We start from the raw sequence: 386 nt of genomic DNA on the forward strand, positions 1-386 counted from the left end.
AACGATCTGCAGGCCGCGTTAATTTCACAAAAGACGCCGTTCAGCATGATCATGCTCTATACCATCGCACTGGTGGTGGTGGTGGCCCTGGTGTGGGCGCATTTTGCCCGAGTGGAGGAGATTACCCGTGGCGACGGGAAGATTATTCCCGCCAGCCGTGAACAGGTTATCCAGAGCCTGGAGGGCGGTATTCTCGAAGAGTTGAATGTACGTGAAGGGGATATTGTCGAGAAGGGGCAGGTGCTGCTGAAGATGGATCCGACGCGTGCCGGCTCCAGCTACGGTGAATCCTTGTCGAAAGTCCTGGGGCTCAAGGCGTCTATCGCACGCCTGCGGGCACAGTCTTACAATACGCCGTTGGTGTTTCCAACCGAGGTGCTGGCGGT

General features: G+C 57.0%; 1 pseudogene. It reads left to right on the forward strand.

Annotated elements, in window-relative coordinates:
* Positions 1–386, forward strand: a pseudogene (locus tag AC2A1E_RS24330) (hemolysin secretion protein D); the annotation flags it as partial.

Source organism: Serratia sp. HNCC26DJ206 (genome assembly GCF_057180605.1).